Here is a 9767-nt window from a genome sequence, read left to right as displayed (position 1 = left end):
TGCATTTGGCTCTATTCCAACCATAAATTCAGAGTTGTTATAAAAACAACCATCGCTTGCTATTATATGTAAATGGGGATTAAAATTCAAAAACTCTCCAAAGGTTTGAACAGCAATAACTGCTCCTGGTATAGGGTCATCTACAGAAACACTTTCTTTTAAATACTGTGAACAATCACCACATTTTACTCTGGCAAAGCCAAAATGCGGATCTCCACAGTCCAAATACCTGTATATGACATTTGTTATATATGGTCTCCAAAATCCATATTTACTTTGGTATCTTTCTTCCCATACACTTTCCATTTTTTCAAAATGTGCTTCAATACACTTGTAATATTGACTTTTTCGAGGATTACGGGGGTTATATATTTTCACCTGTTTCATCGTTATACATTGGCAATGTATAAGCATAATAAGCTGGATTAGTAAGATAAACAATATTACCGTCAATAATATAACTTTCACATTTTAATAATCCTGTAATTGGACACTCTTCTGGTGCTTCATCAAGCAACTTTTGAATTCTTTCATCTTCTAACTTTTCAGCACATTCACTACACAAATCCTCTTCTACCCAATAGCATCCACCTTCGCAAGGAGTATACCAGGTACATCCACAAACACGGCATTTTTGTTTATTATTTGGACAATTAAAATCCACATAAAAACCTCCTTTTCATAATCTAAACAAGTTCAACTTGTACTTGTAATGTGCATTGGGTAGGTATGTTAGGCTTGTTGCTAGGGGCATCCCCCACCTATTAAAGCCCTTACCTCTACAAAGGGTGATGCCCTTGATGCTATTAAACATACCTGCAGAGGCTCGTTGTCAAGAGACCCGTGTTTTTGACGACATAACAAGCGCCATAGGTGTTAATGCTTTCAATAAAATGTTTCAGGTCATTCTAACAGACGGTGGTTCGGAATTTCAACATCCAGCAAAACTGCAAACAGCTGAATGTGGCACTAACCGGACAAGCATTTATTATTGCGATCCTTATAGTTCATGGCAAAAAGGCATGATTGAAAAGAATCACGAATATAAATTATTTCGGATTTTGGTAATAAATACTTTTTCACAAAATCTATAAATATTACAGAGGTTAATAAAACTAAATCAGCCTCTATACTATGTTTTATTCCTTCTTCTATACTGTAGCCTTCTATCTTAAAATAATTGTTATAATCATAGAAAAAATCTTTTAATTTCCTTAGATATACTTCTTTTGTATTTTTTTTAAAAGCAATAAAAGCCAATTTTTTCACCCTATACCCTCCTCTGCAATATTTCAAATTTCAATAATATTTTAAATAATATTATATTATTTTATCGCCTTCATGTCTATGAATATCATTGGCACAGGCACGGGTTTAATTACCGCGACATGAATTTTACTACTGGGGAATTTAAAGAACTATGTTTCAAACGTTGGGGAATCGAGGTCAAGTACAACCAATTAAAAAGCAGATATGAGCTTGAAAACTTTTTAGGAGTCAATCGTAGAGTAAGGGAATGAAATTTTCATTTCCCTACTCTACAATCCTCTTCAACTTAACTATATAAGTTGAAATAAATATTTTGCAATTGAACACAAGGAGGATGTATAAATGGATTATATCCGTAAAAAATCAAATAAGGATGGAATAGTCAATATAAAAAAATTCATTGTAGAATTGATCGTATATTGTGAAAATAAAGAGAAATGGCAATTTTTTTTACTAGCATTTTGATACTTATTGAAGTTTGGCGAAGTTCATGTTTTATTCTATACTTAGCAAAATAAAAAGGGAGGATAAAATATGGAGTTATTTCAAAATTATGTTGCTAAAGGTGCAGAATGGGCCTGGGGTTCTTTAACTATCATTTTGCTGGTAGGAACAGGAATTTATCTCAGTATTGGTACGCGATTTGTACAATTTCGCAAAATTGGCACAGCAGTAAAATCACTTTTTCAAAAAAATAATGATCAAGAAGGGGATATCAGCTCATTTCAAGCACTTATGACATCCTTGGCAGCCACCATTGGAACAGGAAATATTGTCGGTGTATCTTCAGCTATTGTTTTTGGAGGCCCAGGAGCAGTTTTTTGGATGTGGGTCAGTGGCACCATCGGTGGCGCTACTCGCTTTGCTGAGGCGTTGCTAGCAGTTAAATATCGTGTGACCAATGAAAGTGGCGAAAAATCGGGTGGACCGATGTACTATATTGAACATGGAATGAAAGAACGTTATGGGTTAAATATGGCTTGGTTGGGAGGCACTTTTGCTTTCTTTGGTTTTTTCGCTTCCTTTGGAACCGGTAATATGGCTCAAGCAAATTCAGTTTCCCAATCGCTACAAGTAACTTTTGGAATTAATACATTTATCTCTGGTATTATTATGGCTATTTTAGCAGGATGTGTTATTTTAGGAGGCGTTAAAAACATTGGAAAAGTAACGGAAAAAATGGTGCCAACTATGGCATTAATGTATATTGGTGGTGCCCTTGTTGCAATTATTTCAAACTATCAACTTATTCCATACGTTTTCAATTTAATCTTTGCAAACGCTTTCACAGGTGCCGCTGTTGGTGGTGTACTAGGAACCGTCCTTCGGATGGGAATTGCTCGTGGCGTTTTCTCCAACGAAGCAGGTCTTGGGAGTGCACCTATTGCTCATGCTGCTTCTAAAAATGAAAATCCAGTTACAGAAGGAATCACAGCTTCTCTAAGTACGTTTATTGCCACTTTAGTGGTATGTTCGATGACAGCATTTGTTATTCTAATTTCACCCATGGTAGTAATGAGTGAAACAAGCGTTATGGTAATTGAAGAAAGTCTACGTGGAGCAGCATTGACAACTGTAGCCTTTGATGCCCTCTTGCCTGGAGTAGGTGGATATATTGTTTCCTTAGGATTGGTATTCTTTGCTTTTTCCACTATTATAGGTTGGTACTATTATGGAGTGAAATGTGCAGAATACATTGGAGGCCTTGAAATTGCTAAATTTTATACCTGGGCATGGATTGTTCTAGTGTTTGTAGGAGCGGTTATACCATTAGAAATTGTTTGGGGACTGTCTGATATGTTTAACGGACTGATGGCTCTTCCCAACTTGGTAGGGCTTATTGGATTAAGTCCGCTGGTATTTGCAATGCTTAAAGAATACGATGAACAAGAGGCACTTCAGTCTCAATGTATGAAACAAGTGCAAAGAAAACCAGTGGAAGGTATACATCAGAATAAATTCTATAATTAGGCAAGTTAGCTACCATTTTATGCGTAAGCGGTCAATAATCCCATGGATTTAAAAGTCTTAGAGATCATGAGATAATATACTCTACAAAGTACTTTTAATGTTAACAAAGCTACTTTGTGAACATTAAAAGTGTAGGGAGATGATCATACATGGCTACTATGAAAGCTGCTCATCATGAAATATTAAAAGAAAAATGGCGACAAATCATTAATAGGTATAATGAAAGTGGGCTACCCGTTAGACAGTGGTGTGAAGAAAACCAAGTTTCTGCAACTCAATACTATTACTGGTTAAGAGTCATCCGTCAAGAAACTCTGATTCAAATATGAATGGAGTTTTAATGAAGTCTAAAATTGGACAGGCTTTACAATATGTAAAAAATCAACAATCTGGACTAATTGCATATTTGGAGGATGGCAACTGTGAAATATCCAATAACCTAGCATTATTGTCTATTTCTAAAGAACCATCTTCTAAAAGCACCTTAAGACTTGGAAAAAGAGGTTTTGGAGCCTGTAGAAAATTTTGTGTGAACAGATTAAGAATACTCTTTCTAGATAATAATGGAGGTAATGATAAAATACCAAAAATTGCTAGGATGAGTATTTTTATGTCGAATATCTCAAAGGAAGTATTAAGAAATTTCATTAAGGAACAAAACTTTAGTAATCCCAATGAAGTGCTAGCAGCCATGAAAGAGATGTTTAGAGATGTATTACAGGAAGCTTTAGAAGCTGAGGATGGATGAACAACTAGGCTATGATCGGTACGATATGTCTGATAATGAAAGTAGTAAGTTCTGGCTTTCAGTGCTTAATTATCTTAAAAATAAGGGTGTACAAGAAGTACTGATATTTTGCGTTGATGGCTTAAATGGCTTTAAAGAAGCGATAGGAGCAGTATATCCCTTTGCCCAAATATAGCGATGTATTATCCATCAATTAAGAGCTAGTATGAGATATATACCTTACAAAGATAAGAAGGCCTTTGTATCAGATTTAAAGACTGTTTATACTGCAGTAAATGAAGATATGGCATTAGAGAATCTCCTTCATACAAAGGAAAAGTGGTGTAATAAATATCCAAATGCCATTAAAAGTTGGGAAGACAATTGGGATAATATCTCCACATTTTTGATGTTTCCAGATTATATAAGGAGAATTATGTACACCACCAATGCCATTGAAAGTCTAAATAGTCAGTTTAGAAAAGTAACTAAAGCTAAACTCATATTCCCCAATGATGAAAGTCTTATGAAAATGCTATATTTAGCTACCGAAAGGGTAAGTAAGAAGTGGACCAGGGCCTATGGAGATTGGGATAGAGTGCTGAGCCAACTTAATATACTATTTAAAGAAGAGACTATTGTTTAGGTTGGGGACTCTGTCCCCAAACCCCTGAGGTTTAACGCTTTTGTTCTCCCAGGAACGAAAAAACGGGCAGCCAATTAGACCACCCGTTCCTGTAAAGAACCCTAATAACCGCTCAGGTTGCTCCTCAGCATATCCTTATCCTGTTATTAGGAAAGACAATGTATATTCTTAGCTTGAACTGGGTAATTTATACAACAGAACTAATCTGATATATTACCCGTCGCCAAAAATTAACATTTCATATCAAATATCAAAATTACTCTGTCATTGTCCCAAGAAAGAGAATACACAAAATTATTTACACTGCTAACCGCCCTCCAGGAACGTGTATTTTTGTTAAGGTTAAGTTTTGGTTATCTATATAGATAACCAATACTAAACTTTAATTTTGATATGCACGGTCTACGGTTTCGCCCAAAACCCGTGGGCTGCAAATGTAGCCCTTAGCATATCAAAATTAAGTTCTGTAGTTGGTTATCCATATAGGCGGGGGACATCTTAATTTAGTTATATTTCAACATCAAGCTCAACTCCCCAAAGTCATTGTTCGGGTTTTGCAATTGGCTGGCTTTCCTATACTCTTCTTTACTAAAGCCAATTATTTAAAAGGTTTGAAATAAACTATTGACTTTTATTAGCTGGTCTAATTTTTTTAAGTTTATATTAACAAAATCATCCACAAAATGCCTATACTACTATAAATTTAGGATTTCTTCCGTCTAATACTGCCATCACTTCCTCTACTACTGTCATCCCCATCCTATATAATGCTTCCTCCGTATTTGCTCCAATATGAGGTGTTGCTATGAAATTATCTAATTCTACTAAAGGATTTTCTCTATTTGGTGGCTCCCTTAAAAAAACATCACTAGCAGCAGCTCTTAGCTTACCCGCCTTTAGAGCCTCTAAGAGAGCTTTTTCATCTACAACTCCTCCTCTTGATGTATTAACTAATATTGCTGTTGGTTTAAAACAATTCATTTGTTTTTCTCCAATTAAGTTTTTTGTATCATCTGTAAGTGGAACACTGATGCTAATATAATCTGCCCTAGAAATCATATCATTTAAGTTTTCATATTTTTCAATACCAAGCTCGTTACTTTTTTCCCATGATATATGTGGATCATAGCCAATAACCTTAACATTGAATCCTCTTCCAAGAATACTAGCTACAGTCTGAGAAATTTTACCAATCCCTACAAGTCCTAGTATTTTACCTTCTACCTCTACACCTATTATTTCCTTTGGTGCTATTGTTTGAAATTCACTTTTCGCTATTTTTTTATGGGCTATAGTTATATTTCGTGATGTACTTAGCATTAGTGTAACAATTAACTCTGCTACGGAATTAACATTAGCCAGCGGCGTAAAAACAACACGTACTCCATTTTCTCTAGCAGCCTCAATATCTATTGAGTCGTATCCGATACCATGTTTACCTATTACCTTTAGTTTCTTTGCTCTTATAATCATATCCTCTGTAACTCTTTGTGTTCTTAATATGATTGCATCTATATCTTCTATATGATCAAAATTTGTAACAATTTCTGCTCTTTTCTTTAGTTTCTCTACTGCTAAAGGATGAATATACTCATTTAAAAAAATCTTCACTTTATTCCTTCCTTTTCTTTTTATTTCTTATAACAATAGTTATTAAACCATATTTAATATGACAATTATATTTATTACTAAATTATCCAACATTACTTTTTAAACCTTCTTATTGAGAAAACTATAACACCTGTAAATATTAACTCAAAAATTGTAAATTTTAGTATTTCAAATACTTAAATCAATTGAAAGTATCCTCTAATAGCTATTATTGAAGCATGATTTCTAAATTTTTGCAGTATCTGCAGGTGTAGATTCTGTAGTATTTTTACTAAATGTTTTCATGATAATAGGCGAAAATAAAGAAATTATAACAAGAACTGCTAGAAAAATAGAGATTGGGCGCGAAAGAAAATATCCAAACATATTTCCTCTTGATAAAACCAGTGATTGTCTAAAATTCTGTTCAGCTAATGGACCAAGTATTAGCCCTAAGATAATCGGTGCCGTAGCAAATCCTATTTTTCTCATAAAATATCCGATTATCCCACCGACAATCATAATATATATATCAAAGATAGAGTTGTTGATAGCATATGCACCTACTGTTGATAGTCCAATAATAATTGGACATAGTATCGTCATTGGAACAACACTTACTTTGACAACTTGCTTTGCTATAAGTAATCCAATTATTCCCATTAGAATATTAGCTACTAAAAATCCTATTATAATAGCATATGTAATGTTTCCACTTTCAGTAAATAGTTTATGGCCTGGAACAAGACCTTTTATCATCAATCCTCCCAACATAATTGCTGTAACTCCACTCCCTGGAATCCCTAATGTAAGTAAAGGGATGAGTGCTCCGCCTGTAACAGCATTATTAGCAGCTTCAGCTGCTGCTATCCCCTCCATAGAACCATTTCCAAATTCCTCAGGTGTTCTAGAGAATTGTTTAGCATTATTATATGATACCCATGACCCAATATCCGAGCCAGCACCAGGTAATATTCCAACAATTGTACCAATAACAGAAGACCTTAATATCGTTGGAAAAATTTTAAGAAACTCAGCCTTTGTAGGAATCATCTTTCCTTGTAATCCACTAACTCCTTCATCAAGTATTCTTGTCTTTCCTTTTCTAATCTCTTCAACAGAAATAAGTACTTGTGAAATAGAAAACATTCCTATCATAGCTGGAACTAGAGAAATACCAGATTCAAGATTAATAATCCCCATAGTAAACCTTGGTGTACCATTCATAATATCAAGGCCAATACATCCTACTAATAGACCAAACATACCTGACATTAATCCTTTAACCATAGATTTTCCTGCAAGACTTCCGATAATAGTTAATCCGAATACTGCAATAAAAAAGTATTCAAGAGAAGTAAACTTTAAGGAAATTTGTGCTAATTTAGGAGCAATAAACAATAAAGCAAGTGCACTAAATGTACCTCCCAACATAGATGCAATGGTGACTATACCTATAGCTTTAAGCCCTTTTCCCTTTTTTGTCATTTCATATCCATCTAAGGCAGTCGCTGCAGAGGAAGGTGTGCCTGGCGTATGTATTAATACTGCTGTAATAGATCCACCATAAATTGCTGCTGTATATACTGAAACTAAAAGTACAAGTCCCGCTGCTGGACTCATTTTAAATGTTATGGGGATTAGTAACGCAACTGCCATACTGGCACTTAATCCTGGCAATGCACCAACTGTGATTCCTCCAATAACACCAATTATACAAGCAATCAAGACCTCAGGTGTAAAAAATAATTGAATCGCCTGTACTATCATACAATTACCTCCGTCCTTTTATAAAATTACATTTAACTGCATCACAAACAATACATAGACAAACATACAATATCCAAGGATGACAGCAACAATTTTATAAAAAGGCTTTACCTTGAATAAGATCATCATACCTAACATCATTATGGCTGTTGATATAAAGTAACCTATGAATCTAAACATTATCACGTAAACAACTATTCCTAAAAAAATAAGAAGTGGCATCTTTAATTCTTGTATTGACAATTTAGCACTCCCTTTTTCTTTAAAGGCTCGTATTATCATAAAAGTATTTAAAATTGCAAATATCCCGATAATTAATCTAGGAAATAGTGAAGAGTCACTTAACATAGATTGGGTTTGCACAAAGAACCAAATTAGAACTGTATATATTACAACTCCAACTGTTAAATCTTGTTTAGTCAGTGGACTCATTATTTCACTCCCTCTTCTGAAGAATTTTTTACTACTATATAATAATGGTTTCCCTAATCTTGTGCATTTAATTACAAGATTAGGGAAATCTATTCAGCTATTCAATGCCATATACACCTTTTGCCCTTCTAATACCATCTTCTAAAAATTTAATGTATGCATCTCCTTCAATATATTCAGTCTCTGCACCCATATCTTCAAGTTGCTTTATTACCTCTGGGTCATTAATCGTTTTATCAAGTGCATCTACAAGTATTTCTCTTATCTGAGAATCGACTCCCTTTGGTATTGCATAGCCTCTTGATGAGTTACCATAAATCTCACCAAACCCTAATTCCTTAGCAGTTGGGACATCACTCATAAGACCTATACGTTCAGGTGAAAACACAGATAATACATTAAAGTCTTCATTATTTTTTCCTGTGAAAACATCTGATACATTACCAATTAAAATATCTGCACTTTTATTCAGCAACAGCGTCTCATTATCCTTTGCACCTGCTGTTTGTACAATAGTAATTTTTGTTCCCAAGTCTTTATTCAGTATATCAATAATAGTTCCATCATCAGACATAATTCCTGTTGCTGAAGAACCTGCAATAACTTCATTATTCTTTGCATATTCTACAAAAGACTTAAAATCTTTAAATCTTTCATCATCATTTCTCACCGCAATTACATTATAGTCCGTTACATGATTTACAAGAACATCAAGGGCATCATAAGAATATTCTCTCGGATTAGCTGTATCGTACTTACCAAGCGGATAATTTGGTGTGTTAATTAGTGAAAATGTATATCCATCTGGTTTTACACTTCTAATCATTTCACTCCATGCAACCCAACCTCCACCACCTGTTTTATTTACAACAGTGATAGGTTGTCCTATATATGATTCCATTTTAGCAGCAAGAATACGGCATAATAGATCAGAACTTCCACCTGCAGAGTATCCTACGTAAAGTATGATTGGCTTCGTTGGATACTTTATAGCCTCTGGTGTTGCATCTGTTACAGAATCAGGCTTGGAACCACATCCCGTCAAGCTAATTAGTGCTACCATTGATAGTACTACTACTAAGCTTAATAATCTTTTCAAACTCATATACACCCTCTCCTTTATTAATATAATAGATTTATTGATAATTAACTACCTAGATTTTGTACAAACAAGACCATAGGATTTTCCAAGAGTTATCATGGTAGCATTACCAAAAAACAACTAAAGGTGAGAATAGCCCACCCATAGAAGTATTTTTTATCCCCAAAAAATCCTACGAAAGGCGGTATCTCACCTATGAAAAGTATATCATTCAAACTAGATGAGAATAAAGTGGTAAATACTTCTGCTTGGCTTGTTTC

At 34.4% G+C, this 9767-nt stretch carries 11 protein-coding genes and 1 pseudogene; 5 read left to right on the top strand and 7 right to left on the bottom strand.

The window, feature by feature from the left end; genetic code table 11:
• The 3 genes from CHB72_RS24965 to CHB72_RS24955 form a co-directional block, all read right to left on the bottom strand.
• On the bottom strand, positions 1-378 hold a 378-nt coding region (locus CHB72_RS24965), incomplete at its 3' end, for a transposase (protein ID WP_207652647.1).
• Positions 365-664, bottom strand: coding sequence for a hypothetical protein (locus CHB72_RS24960; protein ID WP_089285580.1), 300 nt, complete (start codon positions 662-664; stop codon positions 365-367). The genes CHB72_RS24960 and CHB72_RS24965, both read right to left, overlap by 14 nt.
• Before the next feature lie 305 nt (positions 665-969).
• The gene (locus CHB72_RS24955; protein WP_089285579.1) at positions 970-1269 is read right to left on the bottom strand and encodes a hypothetical protein; all 300 of its coding nucleotides are present in this window, start codon (positions 1267-1269) and stop codon (positions 970-972) included.
• Positions 1270-1611: 342 nt separating this feature from the next.
• On the opposite strand from CHB72_RS24955, the gene CHB72_RS27925 reads away from it, so the two are divergent.
• The 5 genes and pseudogenes from CHB72_RS27925 to CHB72_RS24940 form a co-directional block, all read left to right on the top strand.
• Complete coding sequence (locus tag CHB72_RS27925) at positions 1612-1734, top strand: hypothetical protein (RefSeq protein WP_278277908.1); 123 nt, start codon at positions 1612-1614, stop codon at positions 1732-1734.
• 69 nt (positions 1735-1803) lie between these two features.
• Entirely contained in the window at positions 1804-3240 is a 1437-nt protein-coding gene (locus tag CHB72_RS24950) for an alanine/glycine:cation symporter family protein (RefSeq protein WP_089285578.1), read from the top strand.
• 149 nt (positions 3241-3389) lie between these two features.
• Complete coding sequence (gene tnpA / locus CHB72_RS24945) at positions 3390-3569, top strand: IS66 family insertion sequence element accessory protein TnpA (protein ID WP_089285577.1); 180 nt, start codon at positions 3390-3392, stop codon at positions 3567-3569.
• A gap of 11 nt (positions 3570-3580) precedes the next feature.
• Complete coding sequence (locus CHB72_RS27620) at positions 3581-3988, top strand: IS66 family transposase (RefSeq protein ID WP_242975273.1); 408 nt, start codon at positions 3581-3583, stop codon at positions 3986-3988.
• Between the two features lie 25 nt (positions 3989-4013).
• A pseudogene (locus CHB72_RS24940) lies at positions 4014-4613 on the top strand (IS256 family transposase); the annotation flags it as partial.
• A 687-nt stretch (positions 4614-5300) separates the two neighbouring features.
• On the opposite strand, the gene CHB72_RS24935 reads toward CHB72_RS24940, so the two are convergent.
• The 4 genes from CHB72_RS24935 to CHB72_RS24920 form a co-directional block, all read right to left on the bottom strand.
• On the bottom strand, positions 5301-6224 hold the full coding sequence (locus tag CHB72_RS24935; RefSeq protein ID WP_089285576.1) for a hydroxyacid dehydrogenase: 924 nt from the start codon (positions 6222-6224) through the stop codon (positions 5301-5303).
• Between the two features lie 225 nt (positions 6225-6449).
• Complete coding sequence (locus tag CHB72_RS24930; RefSeq protein WP_089285575.1) at positions 6450-7973, bottom strand: tripartite tricarboxylate transporter permease; 1524 nt, start codon at positions 7971-7973, stop codon at positions 6450-6452.
• An 18-nt stretch (positions 7974-7991) separates the two neighbouring features.
• Positions 7992-8405 carry a tripartite tricarboxylate transporter TctB family protein gene (locus CHB72_RS24925; protein WP_089285574.1) on the bottom strand — a complete coding sequence of 138 codons (414 nt, stop codon included), beginning with the start codon at positions 8403-8405 and terminating at the stop codon, positions 7992-7994.
• Between the two features lie 97 nt (positions 8406-8502).
• Positions 8503-9510 carry a tripartite tricarboxylate transporter substrate binding protein gene (locus tag CHB72_RS24920; protein WP_089285573.1) on the bottom strand — a complete coding sequence of 336 codons (1008 nt, stop codon included), beginning with the start codon at positions 9508-9510 and terminating at the stop codon, positions 8503-8505.
• Positions 9511-9767 lie beyond the last annotated feature (257 nt).

Origin of the sequence: Anaerovirgula multivorans, from assembly GCF_900188145.1 — a bacterium.
GTDB lineage: Bacteria > Bacillota > Clostridia > Peptostreptococcales > Natronincolaceae > Anaerovirgula > Anaerovirgula multivorans.
This window is presented reverse-complemented; position numbering and strand designations above follow the sequence as displayed.